Source organism: Pseudoalteromonas luteoviolacea NCIMB 1942 (assembly GCF_001625595.1).
Classification (GTDB): domain Bacteria; phylum Pseudomonadota; class Gammaproteobacteria; order Enterobacterales; family Alteromonadaceae; genus Pseudoalteromonas; species Pseudoalteromonas luteoviolacea_A.
Genome location: NZ_AUXT01000171.1, coordinates 31,692 through 52,209 on the forward strand (window position 1 = coordinate 31,692; position 20,518 = coordinate 52,209).

The 20,518-nt window shown below is 44.1% G+C and carries 16 protein-coding genes; 11 read left to right on the forward strand and 5 right to left on the reverse strand.

Annotated elements, in window-relative coordinates; genetic code table 11:
* Positions 1-5 precede the first annotated feature (5 nt).
* A complete protein-coding gene (locus tag N482_RS13865) occupies positions 6-287 on the forward strand; it encodes a hypothetical protein (protein WP_063377597.1) in 282 nt (93 codons plus the stop codon).
* A gap of 68 nt (positions 288-355) precedes the next feature.
* Here N482_RS13865 and N482_RS13870 read toward each other — a convergent pair whose 3' ends face one another.
* Together N482_RS13870 and yeiP are read right to left on the reverse strand one after the other, a co-directional pair.
* Positions 356-3,070, reverse strand: coding sequence for a basic secretory protein-like protein (locus N482_RS13870; RefSeq protein ID WP_063377598.1), 2,715 nt, complete (start codon positions 3,068-3,070; stop codon positions 356-358).
* Positions 3,071-3,247: 177 nt separating this feature from the next.
* Positions 3,248-3,820, reverse strand: coding sequence for an elongation factor P-like protein YeiP (gene yeiP, locus N482_RS13875; RefSeq protein WP_063377599.1), 573 nt, complete (start codon positions 3,818-3,820; stop codon positions 3,248-3,250).
* Between the two features lie 174 nt (positions 3,821-3,994).
* Between yeiP and N482_RS13880 the strand changes: the two genes are divergently transcribed.
* Positions 3,995-4,573: a DUF6151 family protein gene (locus N482_RS13880; protein WP_063377600.1), complete on the forward strand. Its 579-nt coding sequence runs from the start codon at positions 3,995-3,997 to the stop codon at positions 4,571-4,573.
* Here N482_RS13880 and N482_RS13885 read toward each other — a convergent pair.
* Complete coding sequence (locus N482_RS13885) at positions 4,570-5,898, reverse strand: tetratricopeptide repeat protein (RefSeq protein WP_063377601.1); 1,329 nt, start codon at positions 5,896-5,898, stop codon at positions 4,570-4,572. The genes N482_RS13880 and N482_RS13885 overlap by 4 nt on opposite strands.
* Positions 5,899-6,123: 225 nt before the next feature.
* Positions 6,124-6,861, reverse strand: a complete 738-nt coding sequence (locus tag N482_RS13890; RefSeq protein WP_063377602.1) for a thioesterase II family protein — start codon at positions 6,859-6,861, stop codon at positions 6,124-6,126.
* A 344-nt stretch (positions 6,862-7,205) separates the two neighbouring features.
* On the opposite strand from N482_RS13890, the gene prfC reads away from it, so the two are divergent.
* From prfC to N482_RS13910, 4 genes are all read left to right on the forward strand, one after another.
* The gene (gene prfC / locus N482_RS13895; protein WP_063377603.1) at positions 7,206-8,795 is read left to right on the forward strand and encodes a peptide chain release factor 3; all 1,590 of its coding nucleotides are present in this window, start codon (positions 7,206-7,208) and stop codon (positions 8,793-8,795) included.
* Positions 8,796-8,949: 154 nt separating this feature from the next.
* The gene (gene argS, locus N482_RS13900) at positions 8,950-10,692 is read left to right on the forward strand and encodes an arginine--tRNA ligase (protein WP_063377604.1); all 1,743 of its coding nucleotides are present in this window, start codon (positions 8,950-8,952) and stop codon (positions 10,690-10,692) included.
* 121 nt (positions 10,693-10,813) lie between these two features.
* Positions 10,814-11,458: a pyridoxamine 5'-phosphate oxidase gene (pdxH, locus tag N482_RS13905; protein ID WP_196763547.1), complete on the forward strand. Its 645-nt coding sequence runs from the start codon at positions 10,814-10,816 to the stop codon at positions 11,456-11,458.
* A 2-nt stretch (positions 11,459-11,460) separates the two neighbouring features.
* The gene (locus N482_RS13910; RefSeq protein ID WP_063377606.1) at positions 11,461-12,225 is read left to right on the forward strand and encodes a TatD family hydrolase; all 765 of its coding nucleotides are present in this window, start codon (positions 11,461-11,463) and stop codon (positions 12,223-12,225) included.
* Here the strand turns inward: N482_RS13910 and N482_RS13915 are convergent.
* Positions 12,192-12,809, reverse strand: a complete 618-nt coding sequence (locus tag N482_RS13915; protein WP_063377607.1) for an AhpA/YtjB family protein — start codon at positions 12,807-12,809, stop codon at positions 12,192-12,194. The genes N482_RS13910 and N482_RS13915 overlap by 34 nt on opposite strands.
* A gap of 73 nt (positions 12,810-12,882) precedes the next feature.
* Between N482_RS13915 and serB the strand changes: the two genes are divergently transcribed.
* The 5 genes from serB (at position 12,883) to aceF (ending at position 20,337) form a co-directional block, all read left to right on the forward strand.
* Positions 12,883-13,896 carry a phosphoserine phosphatase SerB gene (gene serB / locus N482_RS13920; RefSeq protein ID WP_419555038.1) on the forward strand — a complete coding sequence of 338 codons (1,014 nt, stop codon included), beginning with the start codon at positions 12,883-12,885 and terminating at the stop codon, positions 13,894-13,896.
* 28 nt (positions 13,897-13,924) lie between these two features.
* Positions 13,925-14,413: a hypothetical protein gene (locus N482_RS13925; protein ID WP_063377608.1), complete on the forward strand. Its 489-nt coding sequence runs from the start codon at positions 13,925-13,927 to the stop codon at positions 14,411-14,413.
* Positions 14,414-14,898: 485 nt separating this feature from the next.
* Positions 14,899-15,648, forward strand: coding sequence for a pyruvate dehydrogenase complex transcriptional repressor PdhR (gene pdhR, locus N482_RS13930; protein ID WP_063377652.1), 750 nt, complete (start codon positions 14,899-14,901; stop codon positions 15,646-15,648).
* 103 nt (positions 15,649-15,751) lie between these two features.
* Positions 15,752-18,418 (forward strand): pyruvate dehydrogenase (acetyl-transferring), homodimeric type, encoded by a 2,667-nt coding sequence (gene aceE / locus N482_RS13935; protein WP_063377609.1) that lies wholly within the window; start codon positions 15,752-15,754, stop codon positions 18,416-18,418.
* Positions 18,419-18,429: 11 nt separating this feature from the next.
* On the forward strand, positions 18,430-20,337 hold the full coding sequence (gene aceF, locus N482_RS13940; protein WP_063377610.1) for a pyruvate dehydrogenase complex dihydrolipoyllysine-residue acetyltransferase: 1,908 nt from the start codon (positions 18,430-18,432) through the stop codon (positions 20,335-20,337).
* The last annotated feature ends 181 nt before the right edge of the window (positions 20,338-20,518 follow it).

Genomic DNA, 20,518 nt, shown 5'->3' on the forward strand with positions numbered 1-20,518 from the left:
CTAAAATGACCAGCTGTCATGATTGTGGTCATGAGAATCAAACTAAAAATGCAGCTATAGGTGCGTGGGGCTCGCGCTTAAATGGCACTGCATTTGTTTACGATTATATTAATCGCTCCATACGTAAATATCAGTTCTATTTGGAGTTAGTTCAAATTGCCCCCTATTTATCTAAACCAATTAAGCGGAGTAGGCGAATTGCAATGACAAGTGCTGGACGAAACTCAGTTTATAAGGTCGAGCGGATTTTTGATGAGATTATGGCCGATAGTATGAGTATTATTTAATATTTCTTTTTGAAAAATATTATAAATAATGCCAATTACAGCAAATGTTGTAATTGGCATTGTTAAATTTATAAAGCTCTAAATAATTCTATTTCAGCAAGCTGTAGTAGGTTATTGCCATTGGAATCTGTGGCTGTGTGGGTTAGGTCAATTCGATAGTGACTAAATTGTATTTCATTTTCGATTCTGAACATCTTGGTTTGATTACGTGCATCAAAGCTCTGTTCGCTGCGTGTATCTAGCGTGTGCCAGTGAACACCGTCATTGGACGCTAATAAGTCCCAGCTGGCAGGATCGCGCTCTGGCGCGTCGTTTCCGCTGGTGATGCTATAAGCATGTAATACGTATTGTGAGGGAGCTTCAAATTGCAGCCAACCACGTTGAGCGAGGGCGACATATTTATTGCTAAAGTCGCCATCGAAAGCACTTTCAAAGCCTTCACCCCATTGAGCGAAGCCTTCGTGTTCAGCACTGAGTTTGCCACCCGCAAGTACAAAATTATCGAGCTCAAGAGGGAGAGTCGCGGTCGCTTTATCTATAAGTAAGTCGATATCCGCAATCTGAAAAACCTCTTGCCCATTTGCTTGTGGGCCACTGTTCACAAAGCTAAATTTATAGTGGCTATATGGCACATCGAGATCCAATACAAAGTCTCGGGTTTCTAAGCGACGGCTAAAAACCTGGCTTGATTGTGTATCGATAACATGCCAATCAGCGCCATCTTTTGATGCTGATAACGTCCAGCTACTTGGATCTCTGCTTGGCTGATTCTCCCCGACCGTTAAGCGATAACCTTTGAGCCGACCCTCGCCATAACCAGAGTAGGAGATGTCAGCGCCGGGATGGATCGTTAAGTATTTTGAGAAGCGATCTCCATCAAAGGCGTTTTCGATAGCATAAATGGGATCGACAGGAGGTTGTGATACTGCTGCGTCCCCACCGATTTTTACCAGACTAATTTGATCCACAGGAATTGGCGGGGCTTCAGGTGCAGCACCTAAAGTAGCCTGATATTTTTGCCACAAGACTTTGATATCTTGGTTTAAGATACGCTTGAGTGCTTCTTCAAGCGTCCACTCCCAACCCTCACGCTGACTTGTGAGCACCATTTGATTTATTTTATATGTGAAATCCGCATCGTAGTTATCCTGTAACCAAGATAGGAAAAAACCTGTGTTGGTATAGCCACCTAGCCAGTTTCGTGCCGGAGATGGTTTGCGAGTAGCGTGGTATCCTGCTCGGATCCGGACTAAGTCTGCAATGCCTTCGATAATAGCGTGAACTTCGCCGCCGTCTTGCATTGCACCTGTTGGAAAGTGTTGATAACCATGCACCAGTTCATGCCAAAATACGCCAAGTAGCTCGTAAATTACCTCTTCATCACTCGCGTTTGCCAGTGACTCCGTAATGTACTTGGTGCTAAATGCAATCTCCATGTTACGGCCTGAACCTGCGCGATAAGCTAACGTATCCATCCATTTTAAACTGAAGGTCACTGAATCGAATTCGGGAGACTCTCCATAATGTTTATATAGAAATTGGTTTACCTGTAGGGTGACATCATTGATGGTTTTTTCTAGATCAGGGAGCAATCGATGAATTCGCTTGTAGCCTTCACTTTCGGTGTCTTCATGGGCAAATTTAATCTCTGGGTAGCTAAAGCCTTGCCAAGGATTTTGCGGGTCGACCACTTTGACTTGTTGGGTCGCGACATCGCTTTGCCCGTGCCAGTTATAAGTGGTTAGTCTGACTGTTTTAATACCCGGTGTTTTAAATGCGACTTGTGGGTTTTTAGCCAGACTCGCTTCTGGGGTGCCGTGCTCAAATTGCCATTCAAAGCTATTTGGCGCATTGTGACTGGCATCGTTAAAAGTGGTAGGCTCGTTGATAAATACAGTGTTGCTGTCGCTGGTGATATTGGCTATGGGCAGCTGTGTTTTGCCAAATAAATCTATCTCAGCGATTTGAAGTAGGTCGTATCCCCAGTTATCGGTGCCTTTGTGGCTTAATTCAAAGCGATAATGTTTAAATGGAGGAGCCTGCTCGACTTGATAGGTTTTTTGTTCAAATCGTTGACTAAAAACCTCATCTTTGCGGTTGTCTAACGGCTGCCAACTTTCACCATCATTGGAACCTAATAGTGTCCAATTATGCGGATCTCTCCCTGGGGCATCGTTTGCGGAAGTAAATTGGTATTGCGCAATTTGCTGCGCCTCTGCCAGTGAGATTTGTATCCACCCCTGAGGCTTTAAGGTGACGTACTTAGTGCGTGGATCGCCATCAAACGCATTACTCAAGCCTTCGCCGGCAGGAGAGTCTGCTTGTTGTTCTGTTAGCTCGGTGTGAGCGCTGACCAAACTTTGCAAAGCGCTAGGGTCGCTCTGTTTATCATGAGCGAGCTTTTCCCAAACTTGGCTTGTACTTGGTTTGTCATTGCGTGTCCACCAACGCGCTTTGAACAATTCACCTTTGTAGGCAACAACGTGGCCCTTTGTATAGGTTTGTGAGCTTAACCATGGCGAGTTTGATTGGGCAGTGTCATTTACAAATTGTAATAATTGCCAAGCACCTGAATTATTTTCTCTTGGGGTATCGCCTTGTGTCCACCAGCTTGCTTGATAAAGCACACCTTCAAATATCACGCGCTGCCCTTTTTTATACGCGTTTTGCGGTTGCCACTTTACGGGCGAGCTTGAGATGTGTTGAGTATGTTGATGTGCGTGTCCTTGAACAGCCGCCGACTGAATGGCTAAGGCGATGGCGCACAATGCATATTTTTTCATGACTAACTCCCATTATATTACTTGTTATTATGGATTGGAACGTTCCATTTATTATTGGCATAAGTTGACGACAAAGAAAAGTGTTTAATAAATCAGCGAGTGATTATCGGAGAAAGGAATTAGAGTTACTGTAGATTGATGAGATAAAAAGCCGACTTAGTCGGCTTTTTATGAAAATTAGCTGTCAGCACGGCCCATGAATTTAACTTCAGCTGTGTTGATCTTGATTTTGTCGCCTGTTGAGATGTGCTCTGGGACCTGAACAATTAAACCAGTTGTTAACGTCGCAGGTTTTGTACGTGCACTTGCTGAAGCGCCTTTGATTGAAGGCGCAGTCTCTTCAATCACAAGTTCAACACTAGATGGCAAATCAATAGACACAGGCGTGCCCTCAACAACCACTACAAGTAGACCTTTTGTGTCTTCATTTATGAACAAGACCTGCTCGGATATGGCCTCTTTGTTTAAGTGATATGGCGTGTAGTCTTCCTCATCCATAAACACGTATTCTTCACCATCAACGTATGAAAACATTGCAGGGCGGCGTGTTAAGTCTGCCAGTTTTAGCATTTCTTCGGCTTTAAAGGTTTCATCTACCTTACCGCCATTGACAACATCATACATACGCATACGGTAAAGACTACCGCCAGCGCGACCTTGTGGTACTGAGCGCTCGATATCGCGAACAATCATTACGCGACCGTTATACTCAATCGCTGCGTGCTTTTTAATTTCACTGGCTTTAGGCATTGTAATTTCCCATTTAATTTTGTTTTGCAGAAAACTAGCATGAAGCTCGCTCTAGGCCAAGGTTTTAGGTCATTTTATTGCATTAAAAAGCGCGCATAGGGTAGCATGAAAAGAGTGGAAAGCACGCTTACTTTATTCCCCGTTGGTTGAGAGCTTAATTGTGAGGAAAAGAACATGACCGAGTATTTGGATGTACGCTGTGACTGTGGCTCCGTGAATGGAAAAGTGGCGTGTGGTCAGTGCTTTTTTCAAAATCGTGTTATGTGTTATTGCGATGATTGCCAAGCATTTTTAAATCACCTAGGACACGAAAAGTCACTTAATAAATATGGGGGTACGGATGTGTACCAAGTGAGTGCCTCACAAGTGTCCATCGTATCTGGACATGAACATTTAAGGTGTTTGAAGGTAACGCCTAAAGGCGTTCACCGTTGGTATGCTAGTTGTTGTAATTCACCCATAGGCAATACTATCAATGCCCAGTGGCCGTTAGTGGGGTTTATTAGTTCTAGCATTGTGCAGGACTTGGATAGTACTGTTGGGCCGATTAAAGGTAGCGTGTTTTGTAAGTTTGCCAATCAGCCAATCCCAAAAGAGAAAAAAGGTCCACGCTCCCATAAGCAAATCGTCGCTACCATGATCATAAAGCTGCTCATATGGCGTGCACTTGGGAAAGCTCGGCCAAACCCATTCTATCGGGCTGGTAAGGCAATAAGTAAACCTCTGTGCCTCACCAATGAAAAGCGTAATTAAAGTGCATAAAGCGCTGCCATTTCGTTATAGGCCAAACCAAACTGTTTTTTAAACCAGCTATTCACAAATTCATTTTGTGGGGCAATTTTGCCACAGCGCAGTATGTATTCGCCGTATTGCGCGCCAATTAAGCCATCGCAATGGGTTTCTATCCAAATTCTGTCAAGCTGTGCTTTAAAATGAGACTGTAAAGCACTTAACTGCTTGTCTAATCTGGTTTCAGCATCTAAAAAAGTCGCTTGCATGGGCGAAATGCCAAGTTGCGGAAAGTCAGCATGGTGACTTTGAGTGTAATGAACTTGGCTGTCGTCCACTTTAAACTCAATGCTTTGTCTTGCAAGGACACCTTTGTAAATGGCATCGATACTAAACTGTTCAGTAAACTCAGTGACGGGGTAGCTATATGCTTTTTTTACTTCAACATCTAAGGTCTCTTTTGGCTCTTGTGGGTTGATACGCTCTTCGACAGTCGTATAGTGCTTTTGACGATTTACGAGTTTGGCCTCGCGGCTATGCTCTAGTTTAGCCTGAAACTCTAAATCAAATGTTTTTTGACCTATAGGGCTGTACCACAAGCTCTCTCTAAAAATTTGCTTAAACGCCAAAGAAGCCGTATTGAGTACGTTGGCTTGCCGACTGGTCTGGTGGAGCCTTACGGTGAAATCAGGGGATAAGCTGATATTAGAATAGCGCGTTGGATCTTTGCTGATGGATTTAAATGCTTGCGGTAGTGACCACGACATGCAATATTTCTCAGCAAATTGGCGCAAGAAAAAGCGTTGATTGGTTGCTTGTGACACCATCTGTTGACATTGCATGTGCGCTTTATTCTGTAAGGGCACTCTGTATTCAGCAAACTGTGTACCCAATTGGGCATTACTGATTAAAAAAGAGTAACTGTGTTCAAAGTAGCGAAATTTATCGGGGTAGCGAGATTGCGAAAGCAATTTAGCTTGCTGTTGGAGCCACTGAGCTGCATATGCAAGCTCTTCGCTTTGGGTGTTCGCTATGGCCCCAAATGGCTCTACCTGCCAGTCAATTTGATTGCGTAACAACGATTCTAGTTTAAGTGTAGCGCCCGTTTGATTACCACCAAGTCGTAGCATACGAACGTCTATCAACCCTTTATCGAGTATTTTGTTACGCGCTTGTGCAAGCCCCTTTTGTGCTTCTATATTGTGGGGATCTTCAGCAAGAGCTTGTTCATAGTACTCAGCAGACTGAGTATACATGCCTGCCTGAAAGAGGTTGTGTCCTTTCTCTACTAAGCTTTTACAACCGACAAGCGCGACTGTAAACACACATAAAGCGAGTGCTTTTTTCATGTTTTTAAATTCCTTGTTGCACCTATGGTAGGCTTTGACTTGAATCACTTTTTTGCTAAGCAAATACAGTTAACTACTTAGCTGTTAATGATAATCGTTCATTTGTTCCCATGTCTATGATTATAGGTGAATATTCGTTTAAATTTTGTAAAGCGTCACAACTCAGCTGTTTGAGGGAGGGGAGATACGCTAGAGAGCTTCAAGCCCCTAGCGTTTTAACAAGCTCTATAAGTCGGTTACTAAGCGAATAACAGTCTGTTTGACTTCATCGCTGCATGTATTGATAAAGAAGTGATCGCCATTGAATGCATGTGTAGTAATTGGGGTAGCAGATAAATCTTGCCAAGCATCAATTTGTTCAGCGGTGACATCGACATCATCTTTTCCAAATAACACATCAATAGGGGTTGGCAAAGCGTAGTTGTTTGCTTGGTAGCATTCAGCTATCTCAAAGTCTGCACGCAGTAAAGGCAAAAATAATTCCATCAACTCGGTGTTTTCAAGTATTTCTTTGGGAGTACCATTGAGTGATTTTAGTTCTTCTATAAATTCATCGTGTGGCAGATTATAGAATGGACGTTTGTGGCTTTTTAAGTGTGGTGCACGACTCCCAGATGCAATTATTTTTAATGGAATTGTGCTGTTTGTTTGTAGCAAATGGTTGGCGAGTTCGTAAGCGATGCGACTTCCTAAACTATGACCGAAGAAAATACATGGTTTTTGAGTGATAAATGATTGATGTGACATAAGCTCATCAATAATGGCACGCATGGTGTTGTGTGCCGGTTCCATCAACCTTGAACCGCGACCAGGTAATTGAACGGCAACCAGTTCAATATGTGTAGGCATGTCATTCACCCAAGGCATAAATATACTCGGTGCGCCACCTGCATATGGGAAGCAGAACAAACGGAGCGTTGCATTTGGATTTGGTTTTGGAATAGAAAACAGTTTACTTGTCATGATGTCGTTATTTTAATTAGACTTTTTAGCCTATCCTATCAATTTATCCGAAATTGTATAGTGCCTAAATAGGCTAAAAGGAGCAGGAAAAATAGAATTTTCGATAAATATACAGAGGAAACTTATCCGAATTGTATGCATGATTTATTGAGTTATCGAAAAATACGCTACGTACAGAACAAATGTGCTTACTTTCTCATTCTGGACTCGATATATTATCTGGAATTTGTCAGCCGATAAGTTGTTAAAATAGTCAGGATCGGAGACAATATGCGGATATGTGTTCATAGTTGAGTGCACTGAATTAGCAATCGCACTCCGAAAAGCCAAAAGTAGAGTTTTCAATGTCAAATAACAGTATCCAGCAAGAGGTCTCGCTACGTCGTACTTTTGCCATCATTTCTCACCCGGATGCGGGTAAAACCACTATCACAGAAAAGGTTCTTTTATTCGGAAAGGCGTTACAACAAGCCGGTACCGTAAAAGGGCGTGGTTCAAACCAACACGCAAAATCTGACTGGATGGATATGGAAAAGGAGCGTGGTATCTCTGTAACCACATCTGTTATGCAATTTCCGTACAATGAGTGCCTGGTAAATTTACTTGATACTCCGGGACATGAAGACTTCTCTGAAGATACTTATCGTACGCTGACGGCTGTGGATTCTTGCTTGATGGTTATCGATGCCGCAAAGGGTGTTGAGGATCGTACACGTAAATTAATGGAAGTAACGCGCTTACGCGATACGCCTATTGTCACGTTTATGAATAAACTAGACCGTGATATCCGCGATCCAATGGAAGTGCTAGACGAAGTTGAGACTGAACTGAATATCATGTGCGCGCCAGTAACTTGGCCAATTGGTTGTGGTAAAGAGTTCAAAGGTGTTTATCACATTCACCGCGATGAGACTATTTTGTATCAAACAGGCCAAGGCCATACGATTCAAGAAAAGCGTATTATTAAAGGCTTAGACAATAGCGAATTGGATGAGGCGGTAGGCGAAAGTCTGGCTGAACAATTGCGTGAAGAGTTGGAGCTAGTGATTGGTGCATCTCATGAATTTGACCAAGAGCTATTTTTAAGTGGTGAATTGACGCCGGTTTTCTTTGGTACTGCACTTGGTAACTTTGGCGTTGACCACATGTTAGATGGCTTAACTGAATGGGCTCCGACGCCGTTACCGCGTCAAACTGATGAGCGTGAGATTAAAGCGGACGAAGAAAAGTTCACTGGCTTCGTTTTCAAAATTCAAGCAAACATGGACCCGAAACACCGTGACCGTATTGCCTTCATGCGTATTGTATCGGGTAAATACAGCCAAGGTATGAAGATGAACCATATCCGTATTGGTAAGCAAGTCAGCATTTCTGATGCGGTAACCTTTATGGCGGGCGATCGCGAGCGTGCACAGGAAGCATTCGCAGGTGACATTATCGGTTTGCATAACCACGGTACGATTCAAATTGGTGATACGTTTACGCAGGGTGAAAAGCTGAAGTTCAGCGGCATTCCTAACTTCGCACCAGAATTATTCCGTCGTATTCGCCTAAAAGATCCTCTAAAACAAAAGCAACTTCTAAAGGGGTTGGTTCAGTTGTCTGAAGAAGGTGCGGTACAAGTATTTAGACCACTGGCAAACAATGATCTTATTGTAGGCGCGGTTGGTGTGCTGCAGTTCGATGTGGTTGTTGCGCGACTGAAATCTGAGTATAACGTTGATGCAATCTATGAGAGTGTTGCTGTTCAGACTGCGCGCTGGGTAAGCTGTGATGACGAGAAGAAAATGGCTGAGTTTAGACGCAAGTGCGAGCAAAACTTGGCACTAGATGGCGGTGATAACCTGACCTATGTTGCGCCAAGTCGAGTGAACTTGAACTTATCTGTTGAACGTTATCCTGAAGTTAAATTCCACCAAACACGCGAACACTAAATTGGTACAAACCAGCTGTTCAAGCCACTCTACCTTGAACAGTTAGGTTGTAATTCGATAGGGCGAATTTTGAATTGCCCCAAATTGAAGTGACCAACTAATTCTATGTGTATAGCCAGTTTATTTGGCTAAACACGAAAAAGATGAGAATTCCATGAACATTAAAAGTATTTTAATTGAAAAGGCAAACGCGGCAATGCTTGCTGCAGGTATCCCTGAAGGAACAAACCCAGCAGTAACGCAAAGTACTCGCCCACAGTTTGGTGATTACCAAATCAACGGGGCAATGGGCGCGGCAAAAGCATTAAAAACAAACCCACGCGAAGTTGCACAAAAAATCATCGATAACTTAGCGGTTGAAGAACTGGCTGATAAAGTCGAAATTGCTGGCCCTGGTTTCATCAATATCCATTTAAAGTCAGAGTTCTTAGCGAGCAGTCTAGAGGCTGCAAACCAAGACAGTAAACTAGGTGTTGCTGAGCATGCGCAGCAACATAAAGTGGTCGTCGATTACTCTTCGCCAAATCTGGCAAAAGAAATGCACGTTGGTCACTTGCGTTCAACCATCATTGGTGATGCGGTAGTGCGCGCTCTTGAGTTTCGTGGCGATCAGGTTATTCGTCAAAACCACATGGGTGACTGGGGCACACAGTTTGGTATGTTGATTGCTCACCTAGAAGACTTACTTGAACAAGGTATTGATCTTGAAACTGTGGCACTTGCCGATCTAGAAAGCTTCTATCGCGACGCAAAGAAGCGTTTTGACGATGAAGAAGGCTTTGCAGATAAAGCGCGTGACTACGTTGTAAAACTACAAGGTGGCGATGTGCACTGTGAAAAACTGTGGCAATTATTTATCGACACCTCTGTTAAGCATTCAGAAGAAGTTTACAAAAAGCTTAATGTGACTTTAGGTCGTGAAGACATCAAAGCAGAGAGTGCTTATAACGCACGTCTTAATGGCGTGATTGAGCTATTAAAAGAAAAGGGTATTGCGGTAGAAGACCAAGGTGCTCAGGTTGTGTTCCTCGATGAACTTGCCAATAAAGACGGTGAACCATCAGTGTTCATCGTGCAAAAATCTGGCGGCGGTTTCTTGTACTCAACAACGGATTTAGCAGCGTGTGATTATCGCTCAAACGAGTTGGATGTTGATCGAATTTTAATTTTTGTTGATGCAAGGCAGGGTCTACACTTTAATCAAGTAGAGATCACAGCTCGTAAAGCAGGTCTGTTAAAAGGCAAAACAAGTTATGAACCAAGCTTGTTTGGCACCATGATGGGTGACGATGGCAAGCCGTTCAAAACGCGTACTGGTGGGACAGTTAAGCTTGCTGACTTACTTGATGAGGCTGTAAGCCGTGCAGCTGATAAGCTTGCTGGTCGTGCCTCTGAGCTTTCAGAAGAAGCACGTACAGAAATTGCTCGTAAAGTGGGTATTGGTGCTGTGAAATACGCTGATCTATCTAAACACCGTACGAGTGACTATATCTTCAACTGGGATACGATGCTGAGCTTCGAAGGGGCAACAGCACCATATCTTCAGTACGCATATACACGTGTAAGAAGTATTTTCCGTAAAGCGAACGTCAATAGCAATGAGCTAGCTGGCAAGATTGAAATCGTAGCGCCGCAAGAAAAAGCGCTTGCTCTTAAGCTGTTGCAGCTAGAAGAAATCTTGGATCTGATGATCAACGAAGCGACACCGCACGTATTGTGTGGGTACTTATATGAGCTTGCGAGCTTGTACATGTCTTTCTATGAAGCGTGTCCAATCTTGAAAGACGACGTGAGTGAACAAACACGTGAAAGCCGTCTAGTTCTGTGTAACCTAGTGGCGAAAACGCTTCAGTCTGGTTTAGACCTATTGGGTATTGAGGTAATGGAGCAAATGTAATGTTTGCTTTGCACGCTTAATATTACAAAAAGCCGCCAGATTAGGGCGGCTTTTTATTATTTGATGGCGACCTGATAGAGTGTGTCAGGTGGAGATAATTAGGAATTGCTAGGGAGTCGCCCTGATGAAATTAGATGATATTCGCAGAGAATATATACAAGGTGGATTAAACAGAGAAATGCTTGATGAAAACCCCATTGCTCAATTTGAGAAATGGTTAGCACAAGCAGTAGAAGCCAAATTTAGCGCCGATCCCACCGCGATGGTAGTTGCTACGGTGGATGAAGAGGGGCAGCCCTCACAGCGTATCGTACTACTCAAGCAACTTGATCAAAACGGCTTTGTATTTTTTACCAATACAGGGTCAAAAAAGGCACAAGATCTCGGTGTAAACAACAAAATTTCACTGCACTTTCCTTGGCATGCCATTGAACGACAAGTCATCGTATATGGCGAAGCGCAATCTTTAAGCACCGCTGCGGTTGCGAAATACTTTTTATCTAGGCCTAAAGAAAGCCAATTGGCAGCTTGGGCTTCTCAGCAGTCTCGTCCAGTGTCTTCTCGCCAAGCATTGATGCAGACTTTTCAGAGCATGAAAAGTAAGTTTGCAAAAGGCGATATTCCGCTGCCTGATTTTTGGGGTGGCTACTGTGTGGTGCCACATAAAATTGAGTTTTGGCAAGGTGGTGAGCACAGGTTGCACGACCGCTTTATGTATATCAAGCAAGCAGATGATAGTTGGCAGATTGAGCGCTTAAATCCTTAGCCATGCATTTTATCGATACGCACTGTCATCTTGATTTTGAAGAGTTAGATGACGAGTTAGATTTGCATATTCGCGATGCAGCGAGCCTCGGCATCACAAAGTTTGTGGTGCCTGGTATTACACTGGCGCAAAGTAAATCGCTGCTTGATTTTAAACTGCGCTATAAACAATGCCATATCGCTTTTGGTCTACATCCTTATTTCTTAGCGCCAGAGAGTGGTAACGAGATGGACGAGCTTTGCCAGCTTGCGCAGTGTCATCGGGATAAGCTCAGTGCCATTGGTGAGTGTGGCATTGATGCTAAATGTAACCATTTAGAACTGCAACAGGCACTATTCACTCAGCACATTCAACTTGCTAACACATTAGCGTTACCGCTCATTGTTCATCACAGACAAAGTCATCACTTGATTGCACAGGCATTTAAAGCCGTGAAGCCTCAATATGGCGGGGTTATTCACGCATTTTCAGGGTCTGTGCAGCAAGCCAAATATTATGCTGATATGGGTTTCAAGCTGGGAATGGGAGGCACCATAACATACCCTAGAGCACAAAAAACACACGCAGTGATAAAAGCGCTGCCGCTGACGTGTTTTGTGTTAGAAACTGACGCGCCGTCTATGCCACTTAATGGTTTTCAAGGTCAGCCTAATCTGCCAAAGCGCTTGTTTGATGTGTTTGAGCACTTTTGTTCATTACGCGATGAATCTAAGCAAGAAATAGCGCATCAGCTTTACTCTTCTTCTTGTGCACTTTTTTCTATCTGATTTTTCACATCTCTGCGGGTTAACGCGCGACCAATTTGCCAAGTAAAAATACCTACAATAATGAGCATTAATAATACAACGCGACCGAGCTGGTGAAAGTGTTTATGACTTTCGCTCATTGCAGCATCGGTTAGATACTCAATACTGACAAAACCAATAGTTTGTTCATTGTGCTCTATGGTACTTACGATGGCATCTTTACTGGGGTTTATACCTGCCAACCCACTCGGTAAGCCCGTAAAGCTTGGCGGTGCACTAAGCCCATCATTACCCATTACAAAGCTCCCTTGAGGACTGTACACCGCCACAGAGAGGACATAGGGATCACTGGCTAGGTGATTGCTCAATGCCCTTAGTCTAGGAGTATCCGAGCGTGATAGCGGTTCCGCAGCGTTGAGAGCAAACTGATTGACTAAGCTTTGAGCGGCGTGATTGGCATTGGTATGTAGTAACTGATGTGAGCGAAAGCTGGTATTGCTGGCAATCCAAACTAACGCGAGTAAGCAACTAGCTGCCACAATGAGCCGTAACATACGCTTGCTTTTAGAGGATTTGAGAAACTCGCTGGCTTGTGTATTTTTCATAGTTAATAGTTGCTGGCTGACATTGCAGGCATTAGATGATAAAAAGGTCTCCTACCGTTTCTAGGAGTGCTCCATGCCAATGCAAAATGTTATTGATATCAGTCAGCTTGATGTCCGCCCTGTTGAAAATCAACTTACCTTAGCAAAGTGGTATCCATTTGAAAATGGTCAATTGTCTGATGCAATAAGCGAAGAGAATGTGACAAGGCGATTCATCGTCTTGTTTGGAAGCGAGCTGAGCGGTAGCCAGGTTGCTGAATTTGTAGCATCGTTGGAATCGCCCGTCGAATGTCATCGTATTTGTTGTTTTGAGGCACATCAGAGTTTGCCTCGGGGTATCGCAATAGAAGTCTCTTCAGACACTGATATTAAAGATTCTGTGCGTAACACAGCACGTCAAGTCGGTTGCCAAGGCGCTGTTTTAAATATTCTGCCACAACTCTCTGTTGTCGGCCTTCTAGTTATGGATATGGACTCCACGGCTATAGAAATTGAGTGTATTGATGAAATTGCACGTTTGGCAGATGTGCATGATGAAGTTGCCTCTGTCACTGCTCAGGCGATGGCCGGACAGCTTGCATTTAGTGACAGTCTGCATCAAAGAGTTGCCAAGCTCAAAGGCATACCACTTAGTTTGATTGAGCCACTTAAGGCTAATTTACCTCTCATGCCCGGTGTTAAAGAGCTATGTATCGCGCTCAAAGCGCATGGTTGGCATTTGGCGATTGCATCTGGTGGCTTCACTTGGTTTGCACAAGCTGTACAAGAGCAGTTAGGCTTAGATTGGGTATTTGCAAATACCCTAGAAATCGCAGATCAGCAGCTAACAGGTAAAGTGCTGGGTGAAGTGGTCGATGCACAAAAAAAAGCCGCAGTCTTAAAGACTTTACAGGCTGAGTATAAAATTGCGCCTGAGCAAACCCTAGCGATGGGGGATGGTGCAAATGATCTGGTGATGATGGCGGCAGCTGATCTCGGAATTGCGGTGCATGGCAAACCCAAAGTTGTAGAGCAAGCAGATACGGCAATATGCCAAGGCTCGCTACTACAAGTATTGTATTTTCTGACGGTGCCAAGGCCTGAGTGAACTTTATCGAAGGTAAGAGAGATATAGATTGGTCGAGCAAAAATATGAACCATCAACCCATATTTTTCAAGGTCAAAAATACTCTCAGTCTGGGACTGTTTTGTATTCGACCCAAGCAACACAACAATGGATTGCGCTGGCAAAAGATTTGGAGATCACACCCATTTTATTTCCAGAGCATCCGCAAAAAGGCCGAACTCAAGAAGCTGAGTATATAATGGGGATTCATCGAGACATCGCCAGTAAACAAGTAAGTTGTATTGCGCCAATAGGGTTAGCTTGGGATGCTGCGATACAGCATATGCCAAACGTCTCATTTCATACAGCAGATGGTAATCATGGTGCGCCTTCGGGTTTGTTACTGAGCAGTTTAATCTTCAGTGAGATAATCACGGGGGAGAGGGTAGATACTGGCCCTACTTCAATTATTCCCAACACAATACTTCGTATTGAACAACAAGGCGCATTAAGTCAAATCGCATCACAAGTCTTGGTTGAGCAACCAGCATGTGACTAACTTACCAGTGTGACACTTTTTCGGTCACACGTTTTACCCTATTCTTTAGGTAATATCGCTGTCTGTTTTTTCATTAAATTAAGCTGCATCCGTTATGCATCGTACAGATGCTACTTGAAAAGTGTATCAAGTGATCCTTCACCTTAAATTTGAGGTTTTTCTCAGCCCCAGTTTACGTACTCCAAAGTTTCCCATTCCATCTGGTCTGACCATTTTTATTTTTCTTTGCAATCAATTTTTTTTGTATAAAGTTTAATCTAAATGAACGCGGGAAAAGGATATTCAAATTGATGAAAAAGTGGATTTTTGACAGCGCCGCTTGATTTTGATAACTTATTGGTCAAATTTGGTATGACCAATTTACCTAACAGGTCAAAATATACTAAATTTTCAAGTAAATATTGCCAAGTTTTAAGTACTTACAGTTAATCAATGGAAGTGCTGAGGCTTTGCTGGTGGATACAACCCAAATTGGCGTGTTATCAATGTCTTTGAAAATTAAAGCTGCAAAACTGTCAGATGTGATTTTAGAGCAACTGGAAAATATGATCTTAGAAGGCTCATTGTTACCCGGTGAAAAGCTTCCTCCAGAGCGAGAGTTAGCTAAGCAGTTTGAAGTGTCTCGTCCCTCATTGAGAGAGGCGATTCAAAAGTTAGAAGCCAAGGGGTTAGTCACACGTCGTCAAGGCGGTGGCACATATGTAAAAAACCAGCTTGAAGAAGGGTTAACTGATCCGCTTTTTGATCTGATCAGTAAACATCCTGAATCTCAATTTGACTTGTTAGAATTCCGTCATGCGCTTGAAGGTATTGCAGCCTATTATGCTGCGCTTCGAGGTACAGACAATGACATGCAAAAAGTTAAGCAAAGCTACGACAATATTGCCAAAGTGGGTGACGATTTAACCCTTAAAGCTAAGGCAATCAATGCATTTCATTTCACTGTAGCAGAAGCGTCACATAATGTGGTGTTGTTACACCTAGTGCGCGGAATGCAAACATTACTTGAGCAAAATGTATTGCAGAACTTAACCGTATTGGTGCAAAAGTCAGACGTTAGTGAACAACTTGCGCAGCATCGTGCGGTGTTGATGGATGCTGTTATTCAAGGTAACCCAGAAAAGGCAAGGCTCGCGAGTAATGCGCACCTTGCCTTTATTGAAGAAGCATTATTAGAAGCGGGCAGAGAGCGCTCTCGAATTGAGCGCAGTCTGAGACGCACTAAACAACAATAAGTTAGGTAAATTCGGTATTTTAAGCAAAATCAAGTTTTTATTGCTTGATTGCGCCTTAGGCGCATTGAATAAATTTGCATTTTAAACATAAGGAACACTCCATATGTCTGAGGTCAATAAAATTGACGTTGACGCGTTAGAAACCCAAGAATGGTTGCAAGCGCTTGAGTCAGTCGTAAAAGAAGAAGGCGTTGAACGCGCGCAATTCCTACTAGAGCAAGTATTAGAGCAAGCTCGTTTGGATGGCGTAGATATGCCTACCGGTATCACGACTAACTATGTGAACACTATCCCTGCGGATCAAGAACCAGCTTATCCTGGTGACGTAACCGTTGAGCGCCGTATACGCTCTATCATCCGCTGGAACGCGATCATGATTGTTCTACGTGCTTCTAAGAAAAACTTAGAGCTTGGTGGACATATGGCGTCTTACCAGTCATCGGCTGCTTTCTATGAAATGTGTTTTAACCATTTCTTCCGTGCACCGAATGAAAAAGACGGTGGTGACTTAGTTTATTATCAAGGTCACATTTCTCCTGGTATTTACGCGCGTGCTTTTGTTGAAGGGCGTTTAACTGAAGAGCAACTAGACAACTTCCGTCAGGAAGTAGACGGTAAAGGTATTTCTTCATATCCGCACCCTAAACTAATGCCTGAATTCTGGCAGTTCCCAACAGTATCTATGGGTCTTGGCCCGATTGCTTCAATCTATCAAGCTCGTTTCCTTAAGTACTTAGAAGGTCGTGGTCTTAAAGAGACTAACGAGCAGCGCGTATATGCGTTCTTAGGTGATGGTGAGATGGATGAGCCTGAGTCACGTGGCGCAATCTCATTTGCTGCGCGTGAAAAGCTAGACAACCTTTGCTACCTAATCAACTGTAACCTACAGCGTCTTGATGGCCCGGTAATGGGTAATGGTAAGATCATTCAAGAACTTGAAGGTTTATTTAAAGGTGCTGGCTGGAACGTCATTAAAGTGGTTTGGGGTTCAGGTTGGGATGCGCTACTTGCTAAAGACACAACGGGCAAGCTGCTACAATTAATGAACGAAACAATCGACGGTGACTACCAGACATATAAATCAAAAGACGGTGCATATGTACGTGAGCACTTCTTTGGTCGTTACCCTGAAACAGCAGCGCTTGTTGCCGACATGACTGACGAAGAGATCTTCGCATTGAAGCGTGGTGGTCATGAGCCTTCAAAACTATTCGCAGCATTTAAAGCGGCGCAAGACGAAAAAGGTCGTCCAACGGTTATCCTAGCTAAAACTGTAAAAGGTTATGGCATGGGTGAAGCGGCTGAAGGTAAAAACATTGCACACCAAGTTAAGAAAATGGACATGTCTAGCGTTGAGCATCTACGCTCTCGTCTAGGCCTTGAAGATCTTGTTTCTGACGAAGAAATCGCAAACTTACCATATCTTACGCTTAAAGAAGGTACGCCAGAGTACGAATACCTGCATGCGCGTCGTAAAGCGCTACACGGTTACACGCCGCAGCGCTTACCTAACTTCACACAAGCACTTGAGCTACCTCAACTAGATCAGTTCAAGCCGCTACTTGAAGAGCAAAAGCGTGATATTTCAACCACAATGGGTTACGTACGTGCACTAAACATCTTGTTGAAAGACAAGGGTGTTGGCAAAAACATCGTACCAATCATTGCTGATGAAGCGCGTACTTTCGGTATGGAAGGCCTATTCCGTCAAATCGGTATCTACAACCCACATGGCCAAAACTACACGCCTCAAGACCGTGACATCGTTTCTTACTACAAAGAAGCAACATCAGGTCAGGTACTACAAGAAGGTATCAATGAGCTAGGTGCAATGTCATCATGGGTTGCTGCTGCAACTTCATACAGCACCAATGACCTACCGATGATCCCATTCTACATTTACTACTCAATGTTCGGTTTCCAACGTGTTGGCGACATGGCGTGGATGGCAGGTGACCAACAAGCACGCGGTTTCCTATTGGGAGCTACAGCTGGTCGTACGACGCTTAATGGTGAAGGTCTACAGCACGAAGACGGTCACTCACATATTCAAGCTGGTACTATCCCTAACTGTATTTCTTACGACCCGACATTCGTATTTGAAGTTGCAGTTATCTTGCAAGATGGTATCCGTCGCATGTACGGTCCAGAGCAAGAGAATGTGTTCTACTATTTAACGCTGATGAACGAAAACTATCACCAACCGGCAATGCCAGAAGGCGCTGAGGAAGGTATCCGTAAAGGTATCTACAAGCTTGAATCAAATGCAGGTGAGAAAGCACACGTACAACTTATGGGTTCAGGTACAATCTTGAATGAAGTACGTAAAGCAGGTGCAATTCTAAGCGAAGAGTACGGCATTGGTTCAGATGTATTCTCTGTAACGTCATTCAATGAGCTTGCGCGTGATGGTCAAGATGCTGAACGTTTCAACATGCTTAATCCAGAAGCGGATGCAAAAGTACCTTACATTTCGTCTGTACTTAGTGAGTCTCCGGCAATTGCTGCGACTGACTACATGAAGAACTACGCTGATCAAGTACGTGCGTTTATGCCTAGCGCATCTTACAAAGTACTTGGTACTGACGGTTACGGTCGTTCAGACAGCCGTGAAAATCTGCGTCGTCACTTCGAAGTGAACGCAGGTTATGTGGTTGTTGCTGCACTTAACGAACTTGCTCAACAGGGCAAGGTTGAAAAATCAGTTGTTGCAGACGCTATCAAGAAATTTGATATCGACACAACAAAAGCTAACCCACTTTACGCATAAGAGGCAAAAACATGTCAATTGAAATTCATGTTCCAGATATTGGTGCCGATGAGGTTGAAGTAACCGAGCTCCTAGTAAGCGTAGGTGACACGGTTGAAGTGGATCAGTCATTGATCACAGTTGAAGGCGATAAGGCTTCAATGGAAGTACCAGCGGCTACTGCTGGTACTGTAAAAGAAATCAAAGTCGTTGAAGGTGATAAGGTTTCAACAGGTTCTTTGATTATGATTTTTGACGCAGCCGGTGCAGAAGCACCAGTTGCGGCTGAAGCACCAGTTGCGGCTGAAGCGCCTGCGGCTTCTGCTGCCGCGACAGCCGTTGCAGAGCGAAAAGAAGTGCACGTACCAGATATCGGTGGTGACGAAGTAGAAGTCACTGAGATCATGGTTGCAGTGGGCGACGCGGTTGAAGCAGACCAGTCAATCTTAAACGTAGAAGGCGACAAGGCTTCTATGGAAGTACCGGCGCCATTTGCAGGTACTGTAAAAGAAATCAAAGTTGAAGTTGGCGGTAAAGTGTCAACAGGCTCTTTGGTATTCGTATTTGAAGTTGCAGGCAGTGCGCCAGCAGCTGCGCCTGTTGAAGCAGCACCAGCGCCGGTAGCTGCACCAGCTGCGGTAGCAGAAGCGAAAGAAGTACACGTACCTGATATTGGTGGTGACGAAGTTGAAGTCACTGAAATCATGGTATCGGTAGGCGATTCAATCGAAGAAGAGCAGTCTCTTATCACAGTAGAAGGCGATAAGGCTTCTATGGAAGTACCAGCACCATTTGCAGGTACTGTGAAAGAGATAAAAGTAAATGCTGGTGATAAAGTATCGACAGGCTCTCTAATCTTTGTATTTGAAACTGCGGGCAGTGCACCAGCGGCGGCCCCAGTTACAGCATCTGCACCAACAGCTGCGCCAGCGGCTGAACCGGCTGCAAAAGCAGCTCCGGCGGCAGTACCAGCATCAGCACAAAAAGGTGACTTTGTTGCTAATGACCAGTATGCGCACGCCTCACCTGTTGTTCGCCGTTTAGCACGCGAGTTTGGTGTAAACCTAGCGCGCGTTAAAGGCACGGGGCGTAAGAGCCGTGTGCTTAAAGAAGACGTACAAAACTATGTGAAAGAGCTCGTTAAGCAAGTTGAATCTGGTCAGCTGTCTAAAGGTGGTAACACCGGTGGTGGTGAGCTTGGTCTAATTCCTTGGCCAAAAGTAGACTTCAGCAAGTTTGGTGAAGTTGAAGAGAAGAAACTATCTCGCATCCAGAAGATCTCTGGTGCAAACTTACACCGTAACTGGGTGCAAATTCCACACGTTACACAGTTTGACGAAGCAGACATCACTACGCTAGAAGCGTTCCGTAAGGAGCAAAACGCACTAGCAGAGAAGAAGAAAATGGGCGTGAAGATCACACCATTGGTATTCGTGATGAAAGCAGCTGCAAAAGCACTTGAAGAGTTCCCAACGTTTAACTCGTCACTTTCAGAAGATGGTGAGAGCTTAATTCTGAAGAAATACGTGAACATCGGTGTGGCGGTTGATACGCCAAATGGCCTAGTGGTTCCAGTATTCAAAGATGTAAACAAAAAAGGCATCATTGAGCTTTCTCGCGAGCTGATGGAAGTCTCTAAGAAAGCACGTGACGGCAAGCTGACTGCTGCTGACATGCAAGGCGGTTGTTTCACAATCTCAAGCCTTGGCGGTATCGGTGGTACGTCATTCACACCTATCGTGAATGCACCAGAGGTGGCTATCTTAGGTGTGTCTAAGTCTGAGATGAAGCCGAAATGGAATGGTAAAGAATTTGAGCCGCGCTTAATGGTGCCGCTAAGCTGTTCATACGACCACCGTGTAATTGACGGTGCGCTCGCAGCACGCTTTACTGTGACTCTTGCAAACTACCTGAGCGATATTCGTCAGCTAGTAATGTAAGGTGATACAAAACCGCTCAATACAAGTTGTGCGGTTTTGTTGTCTTTTTAATGTCCTGTCTGATAATTGGACGGGACATTAGTGAGTGCGAATGATACACTTTCGCGCACAAAAACTCTCTCTGTTGGTTTTGTCCTAATTTGACGGCCGGCAGGCAAATTGGGTGCGGATACTCAGTTGA

Coding starts and splice junctions, on each gene's coding strand:
- N482_RS13865 (WP_063377597.1), top strand. CDS start 6: ATGACCAGCTGTCATGATTGTGGTCATGAGAATCAAACTAAAAATGCA.
- N482_RS13870 (WP_063377598.1), bottom strand. CDS start 3,070: ATGAAAAAATATGCATTGTGCGCCATCGCCTTAGCCATTCAGTCGGCG.
- yeiP (WP_063377599.1), bottom strand. CDS start 3,820: ATGCCTAAAGCCAGTGAAATTAAAAAGCACGCAGCGATTGAGTATAAC.
- N482_RS13880 (WP_063377600.1), top strand. CDS start 3,995: ATGACCGAGTATTTGGATGTACGCTGTGACTGTGGCTCCGTGAATGGA.
- N482_RS13885 (WP_063377601.1), bottom strand. CDS start 5,898: ATGAAAAAAGCACTCGCTTTATGTGTGTTTACAGTCGCGCTTGTCGGT.
- N482_RS13890 (WP_063377602.1), bottom strand. CDS start 6,861: ATGACAAGTAAACTGTTTTCTATTCCAAAACCAAATCCAAATGCAACG.
- prfC (WP_063377603.1), top strand. CDS start 7,206: ATGTCAAATAACAGTATCCAGCAAGAGGTCTCGCTACGTCGTACTTTT.
- argS (WP_063377604.1), top strand. CDS start 8,950: ATGAACATTAAAAGTATTTTAATTGAAAAGGCAAACGCGGCAATGCTT.
- N482_RS13910 (WP_063377606.1), top strand. CDS start 11,461: ATGCATTTTATCGATACGCACTGTCATCTTGATTTTGAAGAGTTAGAT.
- N482_RS13915 (WP_063377607.1), bottom strand. CDS start 12,809: ATGAAAAATACACAAGCCAGCGAGTTTCTCAAATCCTCTAAAAGCAAG.
- serB (WP_419555038.1), top strand. CDS start 12,883: ATGCCAATGCAAAATGTTATTGATATCAGTCAGCTTGATGTCCGCCCT.
- pdhR (WP_063377652.1), top strand. CDS start 14,899: ATGTCTTTGAAAATTAAAGCTGCAAAACTGTCAGATGTGATTTTAGAG.
- aceE (WP_063377609.1), top strand. CDS start 15,752: ATGTCTGAGGTCAATAAAATTGACGTTGACGCGTTAGAAACCCAAGAA.
- aceF (WP_063377610.1), top strand. CDS start 18,430: ATGTCAATTGAAATTCATGTTCCAGATATTGGTGCCGATGAGGTTGAA.